General features: G+C 66.5%; 20 protein-coding genes. 12 read left to right on the top strand and 8 right to left on the bottom strand.

Features of this window, described 5'->3' with window-relative positions; all coding sequences use genetic code 11:
* The first annotated feature begins 141 nt into the window (after positions 1 to 141).
* The 5 genes from FXN65_RS22305 (at position 142) to FXN65_RS22285 (ending at position 4,306) form a co-directional block, all read left to right on the top strand.
* Entirely contained in the window at positions 142 to 564 is a 423-nt protein-coding gene (locus tag FXN65_RS22305; RefSeq protein WP_151136498.1) for a YciI family protein, read from the top strand.
* 28 nt (positions 565 to 592) lie between these two features.
* A complete protein-coding gene (locus FXN65_RS22300; RefSeq protein WP_151136496.1) occupies positions 593 to 1,006 on the top strand; it encodes a VOC family protein in 414 nt (137 codons plus the stop codon).
* A gap of 81 nt (positions 1,007 to 1,087) precedes the next feature.
* Positions 1,088 to 2,794 (top strand): SulP family inorganic anion transporter, encoded by a 1,707-nt coding sequence (locus FXN65_RS22295; RefSeq protein ID WP_151136494.1) that lies wholly within the window; start codon positions 1,088 to 1,090, stop codon positions 2,792 to 2,794.
* A gap of 37 nt (positions 2,795 to 2,831) precedes the next feature.
* Positions 2,832 to 3,269: a nucleoside deaminase gene (locus tag FXN65_RS22290; protein WP_151136493.1), complete on the top strand. Its 438-nt coding sequence runs from the start codon at positions 2,832 to 2,834 to the stop codon at positions 3,267 to 3,269.
* A gap of 53 nt (positions 3,270 to 3,322) precedes the next feature.
* Positions 3,323 to 4,306, top strand: coding sequence for a cysteine synthase A (locus FXN65_RS22285; protein WP_151136491.1), 984 nt, complete (start codon positions 3,323 to 3,325; stop codon positions 4,304 to 4,306).
* Between the two features lie 164 nt (positions 4,307 to 4,470).
* Here the strand turns inward: FXN65_RS22285 and FXN65_RS22280 are convergent, their stop codons facing one another.
* The 8 genes from FXN65_RS22280 to FXN65_RS22245 all read right to left on the bottom strand — a co-directional run bounded on the left by FXN65_RS22280 (position 4,471) and on the right by FXN65_RS22245 (position 13,401).
* The gene (locus tag FXN65_RS22280) at positions 4,471 to 4,947 is read right to left on the bottom strand and encodes an ester cyclase (RefSeq protein WP_151136489.1); all 477 of its coding nucleotides are present in this window, start codon (positions 4,945 to 4,947) and stop codon (positions 4,471 to 4,473) included.
* 154 nt (positions 4,948 to 5,101) lie between these two features.
* Positions 5,102 to 6,526, bottom strand: a complete 1,425-nt coding sequence (locus FXN65_RS22275) for a gamma-aminobutyraldehyde dehydrogenase (protein WP_151136487.1) — start codon at positions 6,524 to 6,526, stop codon at positions 5,102 to 5,104.
* A gap of 151 nt (positions 6,527 to 6,677) precedes the next feature.
* Complete coding sequence (locus FXN65_RS22270; protein WP_151136485.1) at positions 6,678 to 7,484, bottom strand: ABC transporter permease; 807 nt, start codon at positions 7,482 to 7,484, stop codon at positions 6,678 to 6,680.
* Complete coding sequence (locus FXN65_RS22265) at positions 7,474 to 8,424, bottom strand: ABC transporter permease (RefSeq protein WP_151136483.1); 951 nt, start codon at positions 8,422 to 8,424, stop codon at positions 7,474 to 7,476. Before FXN65_RS22265 ends, FXN65_RS22270 begins: the two co-directional genes overlap by 11 nt.
* A 1-nt stretch (position 8,425) precedes the next feature.
* Complete coding sequence (locus tag FXN65_RS22260) at positions 8,426 to 9,451, bottom strand: ABC transporter ATP-binding protein (RefSeq protein ID WP_151136481.1); 1,026 nt, start codon at positions 9,449 to 9,451, stop codon at positions 8,426 to 8,428.
* A 141-nt stretch (positions 9,452 to 9,592) separates the two neighbouring features.
* Positions 9,593 to 10,744, bottom strand: a complete 1,152-nt coding sequence (ydcS, locus tag FXN65_RS22255; RefSeq protein WP_151136479.1) for a putative ABC transporter substrate-binding protein YdcS — start codon at positions 10,742 to 10,744, stop codon at positions 9,593 to 9,595.
* Positions 10,745 to 10,881: 137 nt separating this feature from the next.
* A complete protein-coding gene (locus FXN65_RS22250; protein ID WP_151136477.1) occupies positions 10,882 to 12,387 on the bottom strand; it encodes a gamma-aminobutyraldehyde dehydrogenase in 1,506 nt (501 codons plus the stop codon).
* A gap of 102 nt (positions 12,388 to 12,489) precedes the next feature.
* The gene (locus FXN65_RS22245; RefSeq protein WP_151136475.1) at positions 12,490 to 13,401 is read right to left on the bottom strand and encodes a LysR family transcriptional regulator; all 912 of its coding nucleotides are present in this window, start codon (positions 13,399 to 13,401) and stop codon (positions 12,490 to 12,492) included.
* Between the two features lie 204 nt (positions 13,402 to 13,605).
* Here FXN65_RS22245 and FXN65_RS22240 point away from each other — a divergent pair, with 204 nt between their 5' ends.
* The 7 genes from FXN65_RS22240 (at position 13,606) to cheB (ending at position 21,992) form a co-directional block, all read left to right on the top strand.
* Positions 13,606 to 14,295: a tellurite resistance TerB family protein gene (locus tag FXN65_RS22240; protein ID WP_151136473.1), complete on the top strand. Its 690-nt coding sequence runs from the start codon at positions 13,606 to 13,608 to the stop codon at positions 14,293 to 14,295.
* Between the two features lie 337 nt (positions 14,296 to 14,632).
* A complete protein-coding gene (locus FXN65_RS22235) occupies positions 14,633 to 16,261 on the top strand; it encodes a methyl-accepting chemotaxis protein (protein WP_151136471.1) in 1,629 nt (542 codons plus the stop codon).
* Positions 16,262 to 16,270: 9 nt separating this feature from the next.
* Positions 16,271 to 16,777, top strand: coding sequence for a chemotaxis protein CheW (locus FXN65_RS22230; RefSeq protein ID WP_151136469.1), 507 nt, complete (start codon positions 16,271 to 16,273; stop codon positions 16,775 to 16,777).
* Positions 16,774 to 18,036, top strand: a complete 1,263-nt coding sequence (locus tag FXN65_RS22225) for a CheR family methyltransferase (protein WP_151136467.1) — start codon at positions 16,774 to 16,776, stop codon at positions 18,034 to 18,036. The genes FXN65_RS22230 and FXN65_RS22225 overlap by 4 nt, the downstream gene beginning before the upstream one ends.
* Positions 18,026 to 18,712, top strand: coding sequence for a chemotaxis protein CheW (locus FXN65_RS22220; RefSeq protein WP_151136465.1), 687 nt, complete (start codon positions 18,026 to 18,028; stop codon positions 18,710 to 18,712). Before FXN65_RS22225 ends, FXN65_RS22220 begins: the two co-directional genes overlap by 11 nt.
* Complete coding sequence (locus FXN65_RS22215) at positions 18,709 to 20,991, top strand: hybrid sensor histidine kinase/response regulator (protein ID WP_151136463.1); 2,283 nt, start codon at positions 18,709 to 18,711, stop codon at positions 20,989 to 20,991. The genes FXN65_RS22220 and FXN65_RS22215 overlap by 4 nt, the downstream gene beginning before the upstream one ends.
* Entirely contained in the window at positions 20,988 to 21,992 is a 1,005-nt protein-coding gene (gene cheB, locus FXN65_RS22210; RefSeq protein WP_151136461.1) for a chemotaxis response regulator protein-glutamate methylesterase, read from the top strand. The genes FXN65_RS22215 and cheB overlap by 4 nt, the downstream gene beginning before the upstream one ends.
* Positions 21,993 to 22,020: the final 28 nt, after the last annotated feature.

The raw sequence follows: 22,020 nt of genomic DNA, 5'->3' as shown, positions 1-22,020 counted from the left end.
GGCTACGCTGTTCCAGTCCTGCGCCCTCGAAAAATATTTTCGGCCTGTTGTCGATCTCGTCGTTTGCCCTTCGACCAATTGGCACAGTCAGCAGGCAGCGGCCGCAGGCTGGCGTCCATGCCACCCAACAGGAGAAAGACAATGCGCTTCATGGTGATAGTCAAAGCAACCAAGGAATCGGAAGCCGGCATCATGCCCAGCACGGAACTGCTCACGGCCATGGGCCAGTACAACGAAGAGCTGGTCAATGCCGGAATCCTCCTCGCCGGTGAGGGGCTGCATCCCAGCTCCAAGGGGGCGCGCGTGCAGTTCAAGGGCAAGGACCGCACCGTCGTCGACGGTCCCTTCGCGGAAACCAAGGAACTGATCGCCGGCTTCTGGCTGTTCAAGGTCAATTCCCTGGAAGAGTGCATCGAGTGGGTCAAGCGTTGCCCCAACCCGATGCTTTCCGATTCTGAAATCGAGATCCGCCAGGTGTTCGAGGCCGAGGATTTCGGCGAAGAGTTCACCCCCGAATTGCGCGAGCAGGAACAACGCGTATTCGAGAAAGCCAAACAGCAGTGAGCGCTGAAGACACGGACAGGAGACCCTCATGAAAATCGACCCCTACCTCACGTTCGACGGCCAGTGCGGCCCTGCCTTCCAGTTCTACGCCAAGGTGCTGAACGGCACGCTCGAAGCCTTCCTGACCTTCGCCGAAAGCCCCGCCTGCGGCGATGTGCCGGAGAACTTCCGCGACAAGATCATGCATGCCCGCCTGGCCGTGGGTGACCAGGTGATCATGGGCTCGGACTGCCCGCCCCAGGCACCTTTCCAGGGCATCAGCGGCATCAGCGTTTCGATCAACGTCGACCGAGTCGTCGAGGCCGAGCGGGTGTTCAACGCCCTGGCCGAGGGCGGCCAGGTGCAGATGCCCCTGGCGCAGACCTTCTGGGCCGCGCGTTTCGGCATGCTGGTGGACCGCTTCGGCGTGCCCTGGATGATCAACTGTGAGAAGGATCAATAATTCTCAAAAGTGACGCGGCGCCGGGGCCTCCCCGGCGTTGTGGGCCTAAGCTTCTGGAGTTATCTCAAGCGGACGGCTCCGATGTTCCTTATCCACAGGCTGCGTGATCGCGTCAGCCGTTTCCATTATCGCCGCCAATGGCTGCGACCGGACCTCATGGCGGGCCTGTCAGTAGCGGCGGTACAGATACCTACCGCCATCGCCTATGCGCAGATCATCGGCTTCCCCGCCCAGGTGGGGCTCTATGCCTGCATCCTGCCGATGCTGATCTATGCCCTGGTGGGCGGCTCCCGGCAGCTGATGGTCGGGCCCGACGCCGCCACCGCCGCCATGGTGGCCGCCGCCATCACCCCGCTGGCGGCCGGCGATCCGCAGCGGCTGATCCACCTGTCGATGATCGTCGCGGTGATGGTGGGCGTGCTGTCCATCCTCGCCGGCTTCATTCGTGCCGGATTCATCGCCAGCTTCCTTTCGCGGCCCATCCTCGTCGGCTACCTGAACGGTATCGGCCTCAGCCTGCTGGCCGGCCAGCTTGGCAAGCTGCTGGGCTACCAGAGTGAAACCAGCGGCTTTATCGCCGGCCTGCTGGCCATGATCCGCAACCTGGCCGATACCCACCTGCCGACCCTGGCACTGGGGGCGTCGACTCTGCTCGTGCTGATTCTCCTGCCTCGCCGCTGGCCACGTCTGCCGGTGGCCCTGGTGGCGATCGTGCTGGCTTCGCTGGCGGCCGCCGGGCTGGGGCTGGACCGGTACGGCGTGGAACTGCTGGGCGCGGTTCCGGCGGGCCTGCCGGAACTGAGCTGGCCGCGCGCCAATTACCCCGAGTTGCTCAGCCTGTTGCGCGATGCCATCGGTATCACCATCGTCAGCTTCTGCAGCGCCATGCTCACGGCCCGCAGCTTTGCCGCCCGCCACGGCTACACCATCGACGCCAACCATGAATTCATCGCCCTGGGCCTGGCCAACGTCGGCGCGGGTGTGTCCCAGGCCTTCGTCATCAGCGGCGCGGACTCGCGCACCGCGGTGAATGACCTGGTCGGCGGCAAGACCCAGATGGTCAGTGTGGTGGTGGCCCTGGTGATAGTCGCCGTGCTGGTGTTTCTCCATGGGCCGCTGGCTTGGGTGCCCATCGCCGCCCTGGGCGCGGTGCTGATGCTGGCCGGCTGGGGGCTGATCGACTTTCGCGCGCTCAAGGCGTTCTGGCGCCTCAGCCGCTTCGAGTGCGGGCTGTGCCTGCTCACCACGGTGGGGGTGCTGGGTGTCGGTGTGCTGCCGGGTATCTTCGTGGCCATCAGCCTGGCCCTGCTGCGCCTGCTGTACCTCACGTACCGTCCCACCGATGCGGTGCTGGGCTGGATGGAAGGCGTCGATGGCCAGGTGGAACTGAGTCGTTATCCACAGGCGACCACCTTGCCCGGCCTGCTGATCTACCGCTTCGACGCGCCCCTGCTGTTCTTCAACGCCGATTATTTCAAGCAGCGCCTGCTGCACCTGGTGGAGCAGGCGGACCGGCCCCGCGCGGTGCTGCTCAATGCCGAAACCATGATCAACCTGGACCTCACCGGCCTCGCCACACTGCGCGAAGTGAAGCAGACCCTGGAGGCCCGGGGCGTCTTTTTCGGATTCTCCCGCTTGTTCGGCCCGGCCTACGAGCTGTTGCAGCGCTCCGGCGAACTGGGCGAGTTGAAGCCCCCGTTGGTGTTCAGCTCGGTGCGGGCAGGTATCAATGCCTACCGGATCTGGTTGGCGAAACAGGACTTGCAGGACCCGCAGCCGGGCGGGTAAACCGGTGGCTCAATCCACGGGAACACAAGGAACGAACATGGACCCCTTCATGCAAGCCGCCATTGAAGAAGCCCGCCAGGGACTGGCCGAGGGCGGGATTCCCATCGGCTCGGTGATCGTCCACAAGGGCCGCATCATCGGCCGGGGCCACAATCGCCGCATCCAGGAAGGCAGCGCCATCAAGCACGGCGAGATGGACGCCTTCGAGAACGCCGGCCGCCAGAGCGCCAGCGTCTACCGCGAGTCGGTGCTCTACACCACGCTCTCGCCCTGTTCCATGTGCAGCGGGGCGATCCTGCTCTACGGGATTCCCAGGGTGATCATCGGCGAGAACCGCACCTTCCTGGGGGAGGAGGAGCTGCTGCGTTCCCGGGGCGTGGAGCTGGAGGTGTTGCAGGACGCCGAGTGCGTGAAGCTGATGGAGGACTTCATCGAGGCCCGTCCGGAGCTGTGGAACGAAGACATAGGCGAATGACCGTGCAGCTAGACTGAAACTGTTCGTCCCCATGCTCCTCGAGGAGGTGCAGCATGGCGATCCGCGAAGGTTTCATCGGTACCATCGGCAATACGCCCTTGCTGCGCCTCGACAGCCTCAGCGCCGAGACCGGCTGCGACATCCTGGCCAAGGCCGAATTCCTCAACCCCGGCGGCTCGGTCAAGGACCGCGCCGCCCGCTACATCATCGACGACGCCGAACGCGAGGGACGCCTGTTCCCCGGTGGCACGGTGGTGGAGGGCACCGCCGGCAATACCGGCATCGGCCTGGCGCATATCTGTGCGGCGCGCGGGTATCGCTGCATCATCGTGATACCGGACAACCAGTCCCCGGAAAAGCTCGACCTGCTGCGTACCCTTGGCGCAGAGGTGCGTCCGGTTCCGCCCAAGCCCTACAAGGACCCGGACAACTACCAGAAGATCGCCGGCCGCCTGGCCGCCGAGCTGCCCGGCGCGATCTGGGCCAACCAGTTCGACAACATCGCCAATCGCCAGGCCCACTTCGAAACCACCGGTCCGGAAGTCTGGGCCGATACCGAGGGCCGGCTGGATGCCTTTGTCTGCGCTACCGGCACCGGCGGAACCCTGGCCGGGGTGGCGCGCTACCTCAAGGGGCGTGACACCAAAATCCGCATCGTCCTCGCCGACCCCATGGGCAGCGCGCTGTACAACTGGGTCAGGCGCGGCGAGCTGGTGGCCGAGGGCAACTCCATCACCGAAGGTATCGGCACCACACGCGTCACCGCCAATCTCGAAGGCACGCCCATCGACGACGCCGTGCAAGTGGACGACCCGGCCTGTGTGGCGATGGTCTATCACCTGCTGCGGGAGGAGGGGCTGTTCGTCGGCGGATCCTCCGGCATCAACCTCGCTGCCGCCGTACAGGTGGCGCGCCAGTTGGGGCCGGGGCATCGCGTGGTGACGCTGCTCTGTGATCGGGGCGGGTTGTATGCGGGACGGCTGTTCAACCCGGCGTGGCTGGCGGAGAAGGGGCTGGCGGGGGCGGCTGGGGTCTAGGCCGATATGGTGCTTTTGAGTACAGGCCAGCTCTGGTGCACGCCTGAGATATTTCCCCCTCCTGCCCTCTCCCTCAGGCAGAGGGGGCTGCAATTACATCGGAGGCAATAGCGGCCGCATGCCCCTTTCCCGTGGCGGGAAAGGGGCATGCAACGGCGAGGGGCTTACCAGCCGAGTTGCTTGTTGAATCCGAGGGCGTCGTAGTAGTCGCCCTGGTAGGTGATCTTGCCGTTCTTGACGCGGATGAAGCTCACGCCTTCGAACTTCAGCGGCTTGTTGGTGGCCGGGGTTTCGGCACTCCAGGCACCGCTGTTGGTACCGGCGAACTCCCACTGGAAGGCGATACCGTCGGCGCTGACGATGGGCTCGCTGGTCATTTTCCATTTCAGGTCGGGTACGGCACCGACGAAGACCTTGATCACATTGTCGCGGGCCGCGGCACGACCTTTCTGCGGGGTGCCGACGGTGGCATCGAAGTATTCCGCGTCCTCGGCTAGGAAGCTGGCGGCCTTGTCGGCGTCGTGGGCGTTCCAGGCAGCCATGTAGCCGTCGACTATGGCCTTGGCATCGTCGGCCGCCTGGGCCATGCCGGCCATGGCGCAAAGCAGGATGAAGCTGAAATTACGCAAGGTGTTACGCATTGCTCGTTCTCCTGGTGGTTTGTGCGGGTACTGCCTGTGGAGCATGCTTGGCTTTTCTGTGGGGGCGATTTCAATCGCCAAGGGCGACTCGAAGGGCAGGCCTGCGACCTGCTGAGCGACTGAAGTCGCCCCCACAGGAGAAGCGAACAGCTGGTTAATGCTTGAACATCACATGGCGAATGGCGGTGTAATCCTCCAGCCCGTACATGGACATGTCCTTGCCGTAGCCGGAGTGCTTGACGCCGCCGTGGGGCATTTCGCTGACCAGCATGAAATGAGTGTTGACCCAGGTGCAGCCGTACTGCAGGCGTGCGGACAGGCGGTGGGCACGGCCGACGTCGGCGGTCCAGAGCGAGGAGGCCAGGCCATAGTCGGAGTCGTTGGCCCACTCCAGCACCTGTTCTTCGCTGTCGAAGGCAGTGACCGACACCACCGGGCCGAACACTTCGCGGCGGACGATCTCGTCGTCCTGGCGCGCGCCCGCGAGCACGGTGGGCTGGAAGAAGAAGCCCGGGCCGTCGACGCGTTTCCCGCCGGTGACCACGGTGATGTGCGGCAGGGCGCTGGCGCGCTGGACGAAGCCTTCGACGCGCTCCAGGTGCTGCGCGGTGATCAGCGGGCCGAGTTCGGTGGACGGGTCGTCCTGCAGGCCGGTCTGGATGCTGCCCACGGCTTCACCCAGCTTGGCCACGAACTTCTCGTAGATGCCTTTCTGCGCGTAGATGCGGCAGGCGGCGGTGCAGTCCTGGCCGGCGTTGTAGAAGCCGAAGGTGCGGATGCCTTCGACGGCGGCGTCGATGTCGGCGTCGTCGAAGATGATCACCGGGGCCTTGCCACCCAGTTCCATGTGCATGCGTTTCACGCTGTCGGCGGTGCCGGCGATGATGCGCGAACCGGTGGCGACCGAGCCGGTGAGGGAAACCATGCGCACCTTCGGGTGGGTGGTCAGCGGTTCACCCACGCTCGGGCCACGGCCGAACACCATGTTCACCACGCCGGCGGGGAAGATCTCGATGATGAATTCGGCGAGCTTCAGGGCGGTCAGCGGGGTCTGCTCGGAGGGCTTGAGCACCACGGTGTTGCCGGCGGCCAGCGCCGGACCGAGCTTCCAGGCGGCCATCATCAGCGGGTAGTTCCACGGCGCGATGGAGGCGACCACGCCTACCGGGTCGCGACGGATCATCGAGGTATGGCCGGGCAGGTATTCGCCGGCGGCGGACCCGCTCATGCAACGGCTGGCACCGGCGAAGAAGCGGAATACATCGGCGACTGCCGGCAGCTCATCGTTCAGGGCGGCGGCAAAGGGCTTGCCGCAGTTCTGCGATTCCAGGCGCGCCAGCTCTTCGGCGTGGGCATCGATGCGGTCGGCGAGCTTCAGCAGCAGAGTGGCGCGGTCTTTGGGCGAGGTCTGCGACCAGGCCGGGAAGGCGGCGTCGGCGGCGCGCACGGCGGCATCGACCTGGGCCGGGCTGGCCTCGGCGATTTCCACCAGGGCGGTACCCTGGGACGGGTTGAGTACGGCGAGGCTGGGGCCTTCGCCGGCGATGAGCTGGCCGTTGATCAGGAGTTTGGTTTGCATGGGCTGAGTCCTCGTTCGGTCTAGCCCCTCTCCCTCTGGGAGAGGGGTTGGGGTGAGGGAAAATCGTTATGGTTCGGGCGGCCCCCAGCCCCGGTCCCTCTCCCGCAAGCGGTAGAGGGGAGAAAAGCCGGAGAGAGGGCGTGTATTGGGGTTACTTCCCGCTACCCGCCACGCTCTCGCCACCCTTGGTCAGGTAGTAGGCGGCGAGGATGGGCAGCATGGTCACCAGCATCACCAGCATGGCGACCACGTTGGTGACCGGAACGTCACGCGGGCGGCTGAGCTGGTTGAGCAGCCAGATCGGCAGGGTGCGTTCGTGGCCGGCGGTGAAGGTGGTGACGATGATCTCGTCGAACGACAGCGCGAAGGCCAGCATGCCGCCCGCCAGCAGCGCCGAGCCCAGGTTCGGCAGGATGATGTGGCGGAAGGTCTGCCAGCCGTCGGCACCCAGGTCCATCGAGGCTTCGATGAGGCTGTGGGAAGTGCGACGGAAGCGCGCGATCACGTTGTTGTGGACGATCACCACGCAGAAGGTGGCGTGGCCGATGACGATGGTCAGCAACCCCGGCTCGATGCCCAGTCCCTTGAACGCCGAGAGCAGGGCGATACCGGTGATGATGCCGGGCAGGGCGATCGGCAGGATCAGCATCAGCGAGATGCCTTCCTTGCCGAAGAAGCTGCGGCGGTACAGCGCGGCGGCCGCCAGGGTGCCGAGCACCAGGGCGATCAGCGTGGCGATGACCGCCACCTGCAGCGAAAGCTTGATCGCTTCCACCACGTCGGCGCGGCCGAAGGCGACGCTGAACCAGTGCAGGGTGAAGCCCTGCGGCGGGAAGCTGAAGGCCGCGTCTTCGGTGTTGAAGGCGTACATGAAGATGATCAGGATCGGGATGTGCAGGAATGCCAGCCCGCCCCAGGCGGCGGCTTTCAGACCCCAGGACGCTTTCTCAGAGTGCATCGAAGGCCCCCAGACGTTTGACGATGGACAGGTACACGGCGATCAGCACGATCGGCACCAGGGTGAAGGCGGCGGCCATGGGCATGTTGCCGATGGCGCCCTGCTGGGCGTAGACCATGCTGCCGATGAAGTAGCCGGGCGGGCCCACCAGTTGCGGCACGATGAAGTCGCCCAGGGTGAGGCTGAAAGTGAAGATCGAGCCGGCGGCGATGCCCGGAATGGACAGCGGCAGGATCACCTGCATGAAGGTCTGGCGCGGGTGGGCGCCGAGGTCGGCCGAGGCCTGCAGCAGCGACGGCGGCAGGCGTTCGAGGGACGCCTGGATCGGCAGGATCATGAACGGCAGCCAGATGTACACGAACACCAGGAAGCGCCCCAGGTGGGAGGTGGACAGGGTGCTGCCACCCACGCCGGGTACGCCCAGCAGCAGTTCCAGCACGGGCTGCAGGTGCAGTGCCTGGACGAACCACATCACCACGCCGCCCTTGGCCAGCAGCAGGGTCCAGGCGTAGGCCTTGACGATGTAGCTGGCCCACATGGGCATCATCACCGCGATGTAGAAGAACGCCTTGGTCTTGCCCGTGGTGTAGCGCGCCATGTAGTAGGCGATGGGGAAGGCCAGGGCGGCGCTGGCTATGGACACGGCCACCGCCATGCCCAGGGTGCGCAGGATAATGTCGAAGTTGGCGGCCTGGAACAGCGCGGCGAAGTTCACCAGGGTCAGGTCCGTCGATACTGACATGGTGAAGTCGTCGAAGGTGTAGAAACCCTGCCAGAGCAGCGTCAGCAACGAGCCCAGGTAGATGGCGCCGAACCACAGCAGCGGCGGCACCAGCAGCAGCGAGAGGTACAGGGTCGGCTTGCGATAGAGCAGGCTGGAAAACCTGCGCATCAGGCCATTGGCGGCGCTTGGCCTCCCGGCGTTGAGGGTCAGTTCCATGTCACGCGCCCTCGGTCAGCCGGACCATGGCATCGCGCGCCCAGCGAGCGGTCACCACCTGGCCCTGCTGGTGCAGCGGGGCGGCGTCCTGCCATTGGCTGTTGGCCAGGCTGACGCAGAGATTCTGGCCGTTATCCAGGCGGATTTCGTAGCGGGTGGCGGCGCCCTGGTACTGGATGTCGTGGAGCAGGCCGCTGATTTCCACCTCGTGGCTGCCGATCTCGCCCTGGGCGAAGCGAATGTGTTCGGGGCGGATGGAGAAGGGCTGCGCTACGCCGCTGAGCTGGTGGGCCAGGTCGCCACGCAGCACGTTGGAGGTGCCGACGAACTCGGCGACGAAGGGGGTGGCTGGTTTCATGTAGAGGGTGCGCGGGGTGTCCACCTGCTCGATGCGGCCCTTGTTGAACACGGCCACGCGGTCGGACATGGACAGCGCCTCGCCCTGGTCATGGGTGACGAAGATGAAAGTGATGCCGAGCTGGCGCTGGAGCTTCTTCAGCTCGCTCTGCATCTGCTCGCGCAGCTTGAGGTCCAGGGCGCCCAGGGGTTCGTCCAGCAGCAGTACGCGCGGACGGTTGACCAGGGCGCGGGCCAACGCCACGCGCTGGCGCTGGCCGCCGGAAAGCTGCGCCGGCTTGCGGTCGCCGTAGCCGGCGAGGGCGACCATGCCGAGGGCTTCCTCGGCACGGGCCAGGCGCTCGGCCTTGGCCACACCCTTCACCTTGAGGCCGTAGGCGACGTTGTCGCGCACGTTCATGTGCGGGAACAGGGCGTAGTCCTGGAACACGGTGTTCACGTCGCGCTCGTAGGGCGGCAGGCCGGCCGCCTCTTCACCGTGAATGCGGATGGACCCCGAAGTGGGCTGCTCGAAGCCGGCGATCAGGCGCAGGCAGGTGGTCTTGCCCGACCCGGATGGGCCAAGCATGGAGAAGAACTCGCCGTCCTTGATATCGATGGATACCCGGTCGACGGCCTTGACCTCGCCGAACTGGCGGGAAACCTCGGTGAACTGGACAGCAAGTGTCATGGTGTGGTGCTCCGGTGACGCGAAAAAGACATGACCTGGGTGGGGCCTCGCGGAGGATGCCCTGCGGGAATATCAGGTGGCGCGGAGTAGCCCCCTCTCCCAAAGGGAGAGGGGGGACTCTCGGGGAGAGTTCTGAGCGAATTACCTTCCGCCCATGATCGCGATGTAGTCCTGGGTCCACCGGCTATAGGGCACGAACTTGCCACCCTCGGCCTGCGGGGTTTTCCAGAAGGCGATCTTGTCGAACTGATCGAAGCCGTTGGTGGCGCAGCCTTCGGCGCCGAGCAGGGCGCTGGCCTTGCAGCCTTCCGGGGCGGCGGGCAGGGAGCCGAACCAGGCGGCGACGTCGCCCTGGACCTTGGGTTCCAGCGACCAGTTCATCCACTTGTAGGCGCAGCTCGGGTGCTTGGCGTCGACGTGCAGCATGGTGGTGTCGGCCCAGCCGGTGACCCCTTCCTTCGGCACGACGGTGGCCACGGGCTGGCCTTCGGCTTTCAGGGTGTTGGCCATGTAGCCCCAGGTACTGGAGGCGGCCACGCCTTCGTTCTTGAAGTCGCTCATCTGCACCGTCGCGTCGTGCCAGTAGCGGTGCACCAGGCTGTGCTGTTTGCGCAGCAGTTCGAGGACCGCCGCGTACTGGTCTTCGGTCAGCTGGTACGGGTCCTGGATGCCCAGTTCCGGCTTGGCGGACTTCAGGTAGAGGGCGGCGTCGGCGATATAGATGGGGCCGTCGTAGGCCTGCACGCGACCTTTGTTGGCCTTGCCGTCGGCCAGTTGCTGGGGCTCGAACACCGCGCTCCAGCTGTCCGGGGCCTTGGTGAAGGCCTTGGTGTTGTACATCAGCAGGTTCGGGCCCCACTGGTACGGGGTGCCATAGGACTTGCCGTCGACGGTGAACCAGGGCGCGTCTTTCAGGCGCGGATCGAGGTTCTTCAGGTTGGGGATCAGCTCCGGGTTGATCGGCTGAACGCGCTTGCCATAGATCAGGCGCAGGGAGGCGTCGCCGGAGGCGGTGACCAGGTCGTAGCCGCCCTTGGCCATCAGGCTGACCATCTCGTCGGAGGTGGCGGCGGTCTTCACGTTGACCTTGCAGCCGCTGTCTTTTTCGAACTGGGTGACCCAGTCGTAGTTCTTGTCCGACTCGCCGCGCTCGATGTAGCCGGGCCAGGCAATGATGTCGAGCTGGCCTTCGCCGGCACCGACTTGTTTCAGGGCTTCGGCAGCCTGCAGGCTGCCGCTGGCGAGGATGGCGGTGGCCACTGCGCTGAGCAGGGCGGTTTTGCGCACGGACATGTTGTTCCCTCTTTTTCGTTATTGGTCGGGGCAGATGAAGCGGGTGCAGCCGGCCTCAGAGGCCTTTGTTTCTTCTAATTTTCCAAGCCTGTTCTTGACGCTGTATCGCCGACGCGCAGCTGGCCATGGGCAGGCTCTCAGAGGTCCGTGCCGTGACGGGCCATGATGTGGCGCACCACGCTGTAGTCCTGCAGCGAATCGCTGGACAGGTCCTTGCCATAGCCGGAGCGCTTGAGCCCGCCATGGGGCATCTCGCTGGCCAGCATGAAATGGGTGTTGATCCAGGTGCAGCCGTACTGCAGCCGTGCAGCCACTTGCATGGCCTTGTCCAGGTTCTGCGTCCAGACGGAGGAGGCCAGGCCGTACTCGGAGTCGTTGGCCCAGTCCACGGCCTGGGCCAGGTCGTCGAAACGGGTGACGGTGACCACCGGGCCGAAGACTTCGCGCTGGACGATCTCGTCCTGCTGCTTGCAGCCGGCCAGCAGGGTGGGCTGGTAGTAGAAGCCGGCGCCGGAGTGCACGGCGGCGCCGGTGACGCGCTCGATATGCGGCTGGCCGAGGGCGCGCTCGACGAAACTGGCCACGCGGTCGCGCTGGCGCGAGCTGATCAGCGGGGGGATTTCGTTGTCCTGGTCACGCTTGCGGGCGAAGCGCAGGCTGGCCACGGCTTCGCCCAGTTCGCTCACCAGGCGATCGTGGATACCGGCCTGGGCGTAGATGCGGCAGGCGGCGGTGCAGTCCTGGCCGGCGTTGTAGTAGCCGTGGGTGCGCACACCCTGGACCACGGCATCGATGTCGGCATCGTTGCAGACGATCACCGGCGCCTTGCCGCCCAGTTCCAGGTGGGTGCGCTTCAGCGTGCGCGCGGCACTCTGGAGAATCTTCTGCCCGGTGACGATGTCGCCGGTGAGCGACACCATGCGCACGCGCGGGTGGCCGACCAGTTGGCTGCCGACACTGTCGCCGCCGCCACAGAGGATGTTGATCACCCCCGGCGGGAGGATTTCCGCGAGCGCCGGTGCGAGGGCCAGGATGGTCAGTGGGGTGTGCTCGGAAGGTTTGAAGATCAGTGTGTTGCCGGCAGCGAGCGCCGGCGCGATCTTCCAGGCCGCCATCATCAGCGGGTAGTTCCAGGGGGCGATGGACGCCACTACGCCCACCGGGTCGCGGCGCACCAGGCTGGTGTGGCCGGGCACGTATTCACCGGCGAGCTGGCCCTGCTGGCAGCGCACGGCGCCGGCGAAGAAGCGGAATACGTCAGCGGTGGCGGGGATGTCGTCCTGGCGCGCCAGGTGCAGCGGCTTGCCGCAGTTCAGGGCTTCCAGGCGGGAAAGCTGATCGGCGCGTTTCTCGATGGCATCGGCAATGGCCAGCAGGGCGGTGGAGCGTTGCGCGGGCGTGGTACGCGACCAGTGTGTGAAGGCGCGATGAGCGGCGGCGACGGCGGTTTCCACCTGTTCGATGGAGGCTTCGGCGATGGCCACCAGGGTTTCGCCGCTGGCGGGGTTGATGATCGGCTCGGCCAACCCTTCGCCGATGACGAGCTGGCCGTCGATCAGCAGTTCGGTATGCAGGGTCGGGGTGCTGGTGGCGCCGGTCATCTTGCTGGCTCTTTTTTTCTCGGATTTTTGTTCTGTGGTCATCCCGTGCTCCTTGGGAGCCCGGCATGCCTCTGCTTATGGGGAGGAGAGACTAGAGGCCGGGCTGGAGGTCGACAAATTCTAAATATTGAAAGTGGCGTTCGATTAAATCGATGGCTTGCGGCTGTTCGGCTGTTCCCGCGCCACGGTGATGAAGGGGTCCACCAGGGCCGGGCGCGCGGTACCCCGACGCCAGGCCAGGCCTACGTCCAGGGGGGCGCCCAGGTCCACCAGCGGGCGGGCCTCGATGATGTCGCCCTCCAGTGACCAGGGGCGGTAGGTCATGTCCGGCTGGATCGACAGGCCGAGACCCGCCGCCACCAGGCTTCGCACCGCTTCCACCGAGGCCGTACGCAAGGTCACCTGGGGCGTCAGTCCGGCGCGGGACCAGATGCGCTGGGTGTGCAGGCCCATTTCGTCGGCGTTGAGCTGGATCAGCGGCTCGCCGGCCACGTCCGCCAGGGCGATGCTGTCGCGCTCCAGCAGCGGGTGCTGGGCCGGCAGCCAGAGGCGGTGCGGCGAGTGGGTCAGCACTTCGGTCTGCAGGGCGTGACGGTCTTCGAGGTTGGAGAGGATCAGTACGCCCACGTCGATCTCGCCACTGACCAGCAGGTGCTCGATATACGGGCGTTCGTCTTCTACCACGCGGGTCTTCACGTTGGGGTAGGCGCGCTGGAAGCGGGTGATGAGGTCGGCCAGGTAGTAGCCGGCCACCAGGCTGGTCACGCCGATGGTGAGGCTGCCGGCCACCTGGTCGGTACTCTGCTGCAGGCTGCGCTTGGCATTTTCCACCGTGGCGAGGATCAGGTGCGCCTGGCGCAGGAACTGGTGGCCCTGGTGGGTCAGCGACATGCCCTTGGCGTGGCGGTTGAACAGGCTGACGCCGATCTCTTCTTCCAATTGCTGGATGGCCAGCGTCAGGGTGGACTGGGAAATGAACACCGCCTGGGCCGCGGCGGAGATGGAGCCGGTTTCGGCGACGGCGATGAAATGGCGGATCTGGCGGAGGGTCATCATGGGCGTGGTTCGCGTCTGGATGGCGGCCGAAGAATAGGGTTTATCGAATCCTGAACGAGCATTTCGCTTTTTTAGATGGTTATGCCGAATCCCGCTACTCCGCGGACCCGCAGCAATATCTCGAAGCACTCTGCGAACTGCCGCCAGGAATCCCTGCGGCTAGAGTCGGTCGATCTGTGAGATCGGAATGACCTGGAGGCATCGATGATTACCCGCGGACTGCTCGACCAACTGCTCAAGTCCGGCCAGGACCTGCTGCAACAGAAGGCGGCTGGCCATTCCGCCAGCAAATCCGGCAATGGAAGCGACCTCGGCAGCCTGCTCAAGGGCGCTGGCGGCGGCGCCCTGGCGGCGGGAGCCCTGGGCCTGCTGCTGGGCAACAAGAGCGCGCGCAAGCTGGGTGGCAAGGCGCTGACCTATGGCGGCCTGGCGGCGCTCGGTGTGCTGGCCTACAAGGCTTATGGCAACTGGCAGGCCCAGCAGGCAGCGGCTCCGCAGAACGAGCCCCGTACCCTCGACCGCCTGCCCGCACCCCAGGCCGAGCAGCACAGCCAGGCCATCCTCAAGGCGCTGGTAGCGGCGGCCAAGGCCGATGGCCATGTGGACACCCGCGAACGCCAGTTGATAGAGGAAGAGCTGGCCAAGCTGACCCAGGACGCCGAACTGCGCTCCTGGCTGGACGCCGAGCTGAACAAGCCGCTGGACCCCGCCGAGGTGGCCCGCGCCGCCACCACACCGGAAATGGCCGCCGAGATGTACCTGGCCAGCGTGCTGATGGTGGACGAGGAACACTTCATGGAGCGCGCCTACCTCGAAGAGCTGGCCCGCCAGCTGCGCCTCGATCCGGGGCTCAAGGTCGAGCTTGAGCGCCAGGTTCGTCAGGAACTGGCCTGAATGGCGACGCCGTGTGGGGGCGATTTCAATCGCGAATGAATTCGCTCACACGGCGAGCCGAGTGCCGGCCTGGAGAACGGCAGGGTGCGCCGTGCGTACCGAAGCCCGCGGATGACGCTCACTCCTCTGGATAGGAGGCGGGTTTCCAAACTGACTATTCCTTCTCCCTGCAATTCGGCAACTTTCTGCCAAACTCCCCAAATGCTGCGGACCGGCGGCTTTCTGGCGACGTAAAAGTGCCCATTCCTCGCGCTTGCTAGCGTCAGGCCTTGCCACTAGAGTCGCCGCCATTGGCCGCAGGCCAGCAAGAATCCGGGCACTGGTAACGGGGAAGAATGTGAAGAACTGGACTGTTCGCTTGCGTATCCAGGCAAGTTTCGCGGTGATCGTCGCCATCATGTTGCTGATGGCCGGCATGTCCTACATGCAGCTGAGGAACATCGAGCAAGAGGGCGATCGAGTCCTGACGGATTCCGTTCCCGGCATGTACTACATCAGCAAGATTCGCAGCGGCTGGACCGACAACCTGCTGCGTACCCAGGCCCTCCTGCATCGCGACGGCGATTCGGGCGGCATCATCTTCCACACCGGCCGCAAGGACCTGGACGAGAGCAATACCCAGCTCGACGAGCTGATCGAGGCCTACCGCCGCACTATTGTCGCCGATGCCGATCGCGAGCGGTTCAAGGCCTTCACCGATATCCGCAAGGCCTATGGGGCGCTCCAGGCCCAGGTGTTGACGGAGCTGGGAGAAGGCCAATCCGACATCGCCCGTGCCACGTTCGAAGGCGCTCTCGTGGAGCGGTGGGGCGAAGGCCGCCAGCACCTCAATGAACTGATCGAGATCAACCGCGAGATGAGCGAGGCATCGATCACCGAGATCATCACCTCGGTGCGCAACGCCGAGCGCAGCATGCTGCTCGCCATGATGCTGGCGATCGCTGCGGCGGCCGTTTGCGGCTTCCTGCTGATGCGCGCGATCACCCGCCCGGTCGGCGGTATCGTCGATACCCTGCGAATCATGGGTGGCGGCGACCTGTCCACCCGCCTGGACCTCAAGCGCCAGGACGAATTCAACGCCATCGAGACCGGCTTCAACAGCATGGCCGAAGAGCTCAAGACCCTGGTGTCCCAGGCGCAGCGCTCTGCCGTGCAGGTGACCACCTCGGTTACCGAGATCGCTGCGACGTCCAAGCAGCAGCAGGCCACCGCTACCGAAACCGCTGCCACCACCACCGAGATCGGCGCCACCTCGCGGGAGATCGCCGCCACCTCCCGCGACCTGGTGCGCACCATGGCCGAGGTGTCCGGCACCGCCGAGCAGACCTCCATCCTCGCCGGCTCCGGCCAGCTGGGTCTGGCGCGCATGGAAGACACCATGCACCAGGTAATGGGCGCCGCCGAGCTGGTGAACGCCAAGCTGGCGATCCTCAATGAGAAGGCCGGCAACATCAATCAGGTGGTCACCACCATCGTCAAGGTGGCTGACCAGACCAACCTGCTGTCCCTGAACGCTGCCATCGAGGCGGAAAAAGCCGGTGAGTACGGCCGTGGCTTCGCCGTGGTGGCGACCGAAGTGCGCCGCCTGGCCGACCAGACCGCCGTGGCCACCTACGACATCGAGCAGATGGTGCGCGAGATCCAGTCGGCGGTGTCCGCCGGGGTCATGGGCATGGACAAGTTCTCCGAGGAAGTCCGTCGCGGCATCGCCGAAGTCGGGCAGGTGGGCGAGCAGTTGTCGCAGATCATCCAGCAGGTGCAGGCGCTGGCGCCGCGGGTGCAGATGGTCAACGAGGGCATGCAGGCCCAGGCCACCGGCGCCGAGCAGATCAACCAGGCCCTGGTGCAACTGGGCGAGGCCACCGGGCAGACGGTGGAATCCCTGCGCCAGGCCAGCTCCGCCATCGACGAACTGAACCTGGTGGCCAACGGCCTGCGAACCGGCGTCAGCCGCTTCAAGGTCTGAGTCGGCGCCATGGGCCCGAGTCGAACCCGAGCGCCGGCCCGCACCGTCAGGGGCCGGCTCTACCTGCAGTTCCGCATGGGCGGCGACCGCTATGCGCTGGACGTCCATGAAGTGGTGGAAGTCCTGCCGCTGCGCCAGTTGAAGCAGGTGCCCGAGGCGCCCGAGTGGGTCGCCGGGGTGTTTTCCCACCGGGGCGCGCTGGTGCCGGTGCTGGACCTGGGAATGCTCGCCTTTGGCCAGCCGGCCCAGGCGCGCGCCAGCACCCGGCTGGTGCTGGTGGATTACCCGCTGCAAGGGCAGAGCCGCTGGCTCGGGCTCATCCTGGAGCAGGCCACCGACACCCTGCGCTGCCGTCCGGAGGAGTTCCGCGACTACGGCCTGGAACAGGGCGCAGCGCGCTACCTGGGGCCGGTCTACCAGGCCGCCGACGGCCTGGTGCAGCGCATCCGCGTTGCCGACCTGATGCCGGACGAGGTGCGCGCCTTGCTGTTCCCGGCCACGGAGGGCGCGGCATGATCGAGCGCTTCGAAACCCTGCTGAAGCACCGCATCGGCCTGGAGGCGGAGTCCGTCGGCCGGGTGGTGATCGAGCGTGCGGTGCGCCAGCGCATGCACGCCTGCGCCAGCCGTGACGAGGACGCCTACTGGACCACCCTGAACGCTTCGCCCGCCGAACAGCAGGCGCTGGTGGAGGCGGTGGTGGTGCCGGAAACCTGGTTCTTCCGCTATCCCGAATCCTTCGCAGCCCTCGGCCGCCTGGCCTTCGAGCGACTGCCGGCGCTGGCGGCTGGCCGCCCGTTGCGCATCCTCAGCCTGCCCTGTTCCACGGGGGAGGAGCCGTTTTCCATCGTCATGGCGCTGCTCGACGCCGGCCTGGCACCGGGGCTGTTCCAGGTGGATGCGGTGGATATCAGCGAGCGGGTGCTGGAGCGCGCGCGCCAGGGCGTTTATGGGCGCAACTCGTTCAGGGGCGAGGACCTGGGCTTTCGCGATCGCTACTTCCTGCCTTCGGGCGAGGGCCACGCCGTGGCCCAGCAGGTGGCCTCCAGGGTGCGCTTCCTGCGCGGCAACTTGCTGGACCCCGGCCTGCTCGCCGGGGAGCCGCCCTACGATTTCGTGTTCTGCCGCAACCTGTTGATCTACTTCGACCGGCCGACCCAGGGCGCCGTGCTGGAAGTGCTCAAGCGCCTGATGCAGCGCGATGGCGCGATGTTCATCGGCCCCGCCGAGGCCAGCCTGCTCAGCCAGCAGGGCATGCAGCCGCTGGGTTATCCACAGGCCTTCGTGTTCCGCCACGGGTCATCCCAGGCGGCGAAGCCGGCCAGGGCTCAAATTGCGGCGCCCGCTGCCGCTGTGGCCGTGCCTGCCGCGGCCCGAGTTCCGCCCCGGCCACGTCCGCCGCTGCCCAAACCCGAGCGCCCGAACCACGGGCAGACCCAGGCGGCAGCCGGCGGAACCGGGCGCGATGCCGCCCTGGCGAACATCGTCAGCCTGGCCAACAGCGGCCGCAGCGAGGAAGCCCGCAGTGCCTGCGAAGCCTTCCTTGCCGCCCATGGCCCCTCGGCGGATGCTTTCTACTGGCTCGGGCTGCTCAGCGACGTGGCCGGCAAGGTGGATGAGGCGCAGGACTATTACCGCAAGGCGCTCTACCTGGCGCCGCAGCACGCCGAAGCATTGGCCCACCTGGCGGCGCTGCTCGCCGCTCGGGGTGACCGGGCTGGTGCACAGCGCCTGCAACAGCGCGCCAGCCGGGGAGTGAACAACCATGGCCGATAACAGCCTGCCCCTGATCGCCGGCGACCAGTTGCCGGCGGTTGACGACTGCTGGAATCGCATCGGCATCCACGGCGACAAATCCTGCGAGCGCCTGGCCGGTCATGTGCATTGCCGCAACTGCGAGGTGCATGCCGCGGCGGCCACCTTGCTGCTCGACCGCTATGCGCTGATTCGCGAAGACACCACCCGCTCAGTCGATGACGCCGAAGAAGATGGCCGTGAACGCCGTTCCACCCTGGTGTTCCGCCTGGGCGAGCAGTGGCTGGGCATCGCCACCCGCAGCCTGGTGGAGGTGGCGGCGCTCAACCCCATCCACTCCCTGCCGCACCAGCGCGCCCTGGCCCTGTTGGGCGTGACCAACGTGCGCGGTGCCTTGGTGGCCTGCCTGTCCCTGGTGGAACTGCTGGGGCTGGAGAAGGGCACCGAGGCGAATGGCGAGCGCCGTGTAGTGCCCCGGATGCTGATTTTCGCCAGCCAGGGTGGACCGCTGGTGGCACTGGTGGATGAAGTGGACGGCATCCACGGCATTCCCCTGGATGCGGTGGTGGACCCCGGCCGCGCACCGGACCTGGCCGCCCGCCAGTTCGCCTCGGGCGTGGTGCAGTGGCGCGAACGCAGCATCACGCTGCTGGACGAGGGCCTGCTGCTGCAGGCCATGGCAAGGAGCCTGGCATGACCCCGGACCAGATGCGCGATGCGTCCCTGCTGGAGCTGTTCCGGCTGGAGGCGGAAGCCCAGACCCAGGTGCTCAACACCGGGCTGCTGGTGCTCGAGCGCAATCCCGCCCAGGCCGACCAGCTGGAAGCCTGCATGCGCGCGGCCCACTCCCTGAAGGGCGCGGCGAGGATCGTCGGGCTGGATGCCGGGGTACGGGTCGCCCACGTGATGGAGGACCTGCTGGAGGCTGCCCGCCAGGGCCATGTGCGCCTGCAGCCGGACAATATCGATGCGCTGCTGCAGGGCTCCGACCTGCTGCTGCGCATTGGTGCCGACGCCGGCTGGGCGGAGAGCGCCGGGCGCGAGGCCATCGAAGCGCTGATCACCCGGTTGCAGGGGCGATCCGTGGAGGAGGCGCCGCCGGCCCGGGAACTCATCGAGCCGGTCATTCCCCCACCGCGGATTCCCGAAGCGCCACCGCCGCCTCCGGCGGAGCCCGTGCCCCGCGAGGTGGAGGCACCCGCTCCCGCAGAAACGGTCAGCGAGGCCCGCGACCGCGTGTTGCGCGTCAGTGCCGAGCGCCTCGATCACCTGCTGGATATCTCCAGCAAATCGCTGGTGGAGTTCCAGCGCATCAAGCCGCTGAACGACGCCCTGCATCGCCTCAAGCGCCTCCAGGCCAGCGCCAGCCGGGCACTGGACGTGGCCCGCGAATCGGTGCTGGACGGCTCCCTGGACCCGCAAGCCCAGGCGATGCTGGGCGAGGCGCGGCAACTGCTCGGCGAGTGCCAGCAGATGCTTGCCGGGTACATGGCCGATTTCGATGAATTCGGCTGGCAGGGCGGCCAGCGCGCCCAACTGCTCTACGACGCCGCCCTGGCCTCGCGCATGCGGCCCTTCGCCGACGTGCTGGCAGGACAGGCGCGGATGGTCCGTGACCTTGGCCGCTCCCTGGGCAAGCCGGTGCGGCTGGACGTGAGTGGTGAAACCACCCAGGTCGATCGCGACGTGCTGGAGCGCCTTGAGGCGCCCCTGACGCACCTGCTGCGCAATGCCGTCGACCATGGCATCGAGAGCCCGCAGGTACGCCTGCGCCTGGGCAAGCCGGAGGAGGGCATGATCCGCGTGCATGCTCGCCACCATGCCGGGATGCTCCTGCTGGAGCTGGCCGACGATGGCGCCGGGGTCGACCTGGAGCGCCTGCGCGATGCGGTGGTCGCGCGCCAGTTCGCCAACCTCGAAACCGCGATGCGCATGACCGAGGAGGAGCTGCTGGCTTTCCTCTTCCTGCCGGGTTTCAGCATGCGCGACCAGGTCACCGAGGTGTCCGGGCGCGGCGTCGGCCTGGACGCGGTGCAGCACATGGTGCGCCAGTTGCGCGGCAGCGTGCGCATGGAGCAGCGCAGCGGACAGGGCGCCACCTTCCATATCGAAGTGCCGCTGACCCTGTCGGTGGTGCGCAGCCTGGTGGTGGAGGTGGGCGGCGAAGCCTACGCCTTCCCGCTTGCCCATATCGAACGCATGACCCGGCTGCAGCACGAGGACATCGTCCAGCTCGAAGGCCGCCAGCACTTCTGGCACGAAGGCCGGCACGTGGGGCTGGTTTCGGCCAGCCAGATCCTCCAGTGCGCCGAAGGCAAGCGCGACGAGCACGGCATCCCGGTGGTGCTGATCCGCGAGCGCGACACCTGCTACGGCGTGGCCGTGGAACGCTTCCTCGGCGAGCGCACCCTGGTGGTGATGCCGCTGGACCCGCGCCTGGGCAAGGTCCAGGACCTGTCCGCCGGGGCCCTGCTGGATGACGGCCGGCCGGTACTGATCCTCGACGTCGAGGACTTGCTGAAGTCCGTTGGCAAGCTGCTCGGCAGCGGTCGCCTGGAACGGGTGGACCGCAGCGGGCGCCAGGGCGCGGGGGCCCAGCGCAAGCGCGTGCTGGTGGTGGACGATTCCCTCACCGTGCGCGAGCTGGAACGCAAGTTGCTGGCTGGCCGCGGCTACGACGTGGCCGTGGCGGTGGACGGCATGGACGGCTGGAACGCCCTGCGTTCCGAGCATTTCGACCTGCTCATCACCGATATCGACATGCCGCGCATGGACGGCATCGAGCTGGTCACCCTGGTGCGTCGCGACAATCGCCTGCAGTCCCTGCCGATGATGGTGGTGTCCTACAAGGATCGTGAAGAGGACCGTCGCCGCGGCCTGGATGCCGGTGCCGACTATTATCTGGCCAAGGCCAGCTTCCACGACGAAGCGTTGCTGGATGCGGTGGTCATGCTGATCGGGGAGGCGCAAGGGTGAGGATAGGGATAGTCAACGACATGCCCCTGGCGGTGGAAGCGCTGCGCCGGGCCCTTGCCCTGGAGCCGGCGCACCAGATCGCCTGGGTGGCGGTCAATGGCGCGGAAGCGGTGGACTGCTGCAGCCGGGACGTGCCGGACGTGGTGCTGATGGACCTGCTGATGCCGGTGATGGACGGGGTCGAGGCGACCCGCCAGATCATGGCCCGCAGCCCCTGCGCCATCCTCATCGTCACCGTGGATATCGAGCAGAACGTGCACCGGGTGTTCGAAGCCATGGGCCATGGCGCCCTGGACGCGGTGAACACCCCGGGACTCGGCAGCGGCCAGGCTCAGGAAGCCGCGCAGCTGTTGCGCAAGATCCAGAACATCAGCTGGCTGATGGGCCAGCACGATCACCGTGGCCGTGGTGCCGCCGAGCCCCATGCGCGGCACCGCGGCGGTCGGCGCCTGGTGGCGATCGGCGCCTCCGCCGGCGGCCCGGCCTCCCTGGCGCAGCTGCTCAAGCAGTTGCCGGCGGATTTCTCGGCCGCCGTGGTGCTGGTCCAGCACGTGGATGAGGTTTTCGCCGCCGGCATGGCCGACTGGCTGGCCAGTGAATCCAGGCTCCCGGTCCGCCTGGCGCGGGAGGGTGAACCGCCGCAGCCGGGGACCGTTCTCCTGGCCGGCACCAACAATCATCTGCGGCTGCTGAAGGATGGCACCTTGGCCTATACCGCCGAGCCCACCAGCCATGTATACCGTCCATCCATCGACGTCTTCTTCGACAGCCTGGTAGAGCACTGGAAGGGCGAGGCCATTGGCGTATTGCTCACCGGTATGGGCCGCGATGGCGCGGAAGGCCTCAAGCGCATGCGCAAAAAAGGCTTCCTGACCATTGCCCAGGACCAGGCCAGTTGCGCCGTCTATGGCATGCCCAAGGCCGCCGCGGCCATCGGCGCGGCGGTGGAGATACTCGACCTGGAGCGCATCGCGCCCCGCCTGGTCGAGGCGATTGGTTGAATTCGAAGCATCAAGCTAGGCCCGACGG

The organism is Pseudomonas lalkuanensis (genome assembly GCF_008807375.1).
Lineage (GTDB): Bacteria > Pseudomonadota > Gammaproteobacteria > Pseudomonadales > Pseudomonadaceae > Metapseudomonas > Metapseudomonas lalkuanensis.
Note: the sequence above shows the minus strand (reverse complement) of the source record. Positions and strands in the feature narration are given on the sequence as shown.

Bases quoted from the DNA above. Each gene is read 5' to 3' on its own strand.
- FXN65_RS22230 (WP_151136469.1), top strand. From the start codon at position 16,271: ATGGGCCCGAGTCGAACCCGAGCGCCGGCCCGCACCGTCAGGGGCCGG.
- FXN65_RS22265 (WP_151136483.1), bottom strand. From the start codon at position 8,424: ATGGAACTGACCCTCAACGCCGGGAGGCCAAGCGCCGCCAATGGCCTG.
- FXN65_RS22260 (WP_151136481.1), bottom strand. From the start codon at position 9,451: ATGACACTTGCTGTCCAGTTCACCGAGGTTTCCCGCCAGTTCGGCGAG.
- FXN65_RS22285 (WP_151136491.1), top strand. From the start codon at position 3,323: ATGGCGATCCGCGAAGGTTTCATCGGTACCATCGGCAATACGCCCTTG.
- FXN65_RS22270 (WP_151136485.1), bottom strand. From the start codon at position 7,484: ATGCACTCTGAGAAAGCGTCCTGGGGTCTGAAAGCCGCCGCCTGGGGC.
- FXN65_RS22280 (WP_151136489.1), bottom strand. From the start codon at position 4,947: ATGCGTAACACCTTGCGTAATTTCAGCTTCATCCTGCTTTGCGCCATG.
- FXN65_RS22245 (WP_151136475.1), bottom strand. From the start codon at position 13,401: ATGATGACCCTCCGCCAGATCCGCCATTTCATCGCCGTCGCCGAAACC.
- FXN65_RS22250 (WP_151136477.1), bottom strand. From the start codon at position 12,387: ATGACCACAGAACAAAAATCCGAGAAAAAAAGAGCCAGCAAGATGACC.
- FXN65_RS22240 (WP_151136473.1), top strand. From the start codon at position 13,606: ATGATTACCCGCGGACTGCTCGACCAACTGCTCAAGTCCGGCCAGGAC.
- FXN65_RS22275 (WP_151136487.1), bottom strand. From the start codon at position 6,526: ATGCAAACCAAACTCCTGATCAACGGCCAGCTCATCGCCGGCGAAGGC.
- FXN65_RS22220 (WP_151136465.1), top strand. From the start codon at position 18,026: ATGGCCGATAACAGCCTGCCCCTGATCGCCGGCGACCAGTTGCCGGCG.
- FXN65_RS22295 (WP_151136494.1), top strand. From the start codon at position 1,088: ATGTTCCTTATCCACAGGCTGCGTGATCGCGTCAGCCGTTTCCATTAT.
- FXN65_RS22290 (WP_151136493.1), top strand. From the start codon at position 2,832: ATGGACCCCTTCATGCAAGCCGCCATTGAAGAAGCCCGCCAGGGACTG.
- FXN65_RS22300 (WP_151136496.1), top strand. From the start codon at position 593: ATGAAAATCGACCCCTACCTCACGTTCGACGGCCAGTGCGGCCCTGCC.
- ydcS (WP_151136479.1), bottom strand. From the start codon at position 10,744: ATGTCCGTGCGCAAAACCGCCCTGCTCAGCGCAGTGGCCACCGCCATC.
- FXN65_RS22305 (WP_151136498.1), top strand. From the start codon at position 142: ATGCGCTTCATGGTGATAGTCAAAGCAACCAAGGAATCGGAAGCCGGC.
- FXN65_RS22215 (WP_151136463.1), top strand. From the start codon at position 18,709: ATGACCCCGGACCAGATGCGCGATGCGTCCCTGCTGGAGCTGTTCCGG.
- FXN65_RS22225 (WP_151136467.1), top strand. From the start codon at position 16,774: ATGATCGAGCGCTTCGAAACCCTGCTGAAGCACCGCATCGGCCTGGAG.